The 389-nt window shown below is 37.0% G+C and carries 1 protein-coding gene; it reads right to left on the reverse strand.

Features of this window, described 5'->3' with window-relative positions; translation table 11 throughout:
• A partial coding sequence (locus K6M89_RS32025; RefSeq protein ID WP_222141871.1) for a superoxide dismutase occupies nt 1-389 on the reverse strand: 389 nt, incomplete at both ends.

The following is a 389-nucleotide window of genomic DNA, read 5'->3' on the forward strand; positions in this document are numbered from 1 at the left end:
CAGTTAACTACATTCCAAAATGCGCCAATGTAGTCAGGGCGTTTATTTTGATATTTTAGGTAATAAGCGTGTTCCCATACGTCTAAACCTAAAATAGGTGTTTTACCCTCAGTTAATGGATTATCTTGGTTTGGTGTAGTCACAATTTCTAACTGGCCATTGTTTACGACTAACCAAGCCCAACCTGAACCAAAGCGTGCAGCTGCTTTGTCAGCAAATTCTTTTTTAAATTCTTCTAAAGAACCCCATTGTTCTTTAATTTTTTCTACTACAGTACCTTTTTCTTCTGAGTTTGGTGAAAGTAACTCCCAGAATAATGAATGGTTTAAATGTCCACCGCCATTATTACGTACAGCAGTTTGGATGTTAGCTGGTACACTGTCTAAATT

The sequence above is a fragment of the Rhizobium croatiense genome (assembly GCF_019793465.1).
GTDB classification, from domain to species: domain Bacteria; phylum Pseudomonadota; class Alphaproteobacteria; order Rhizobiales; family Rhizobiaceae; genus Rhizobium; species Rhizobium croatiense.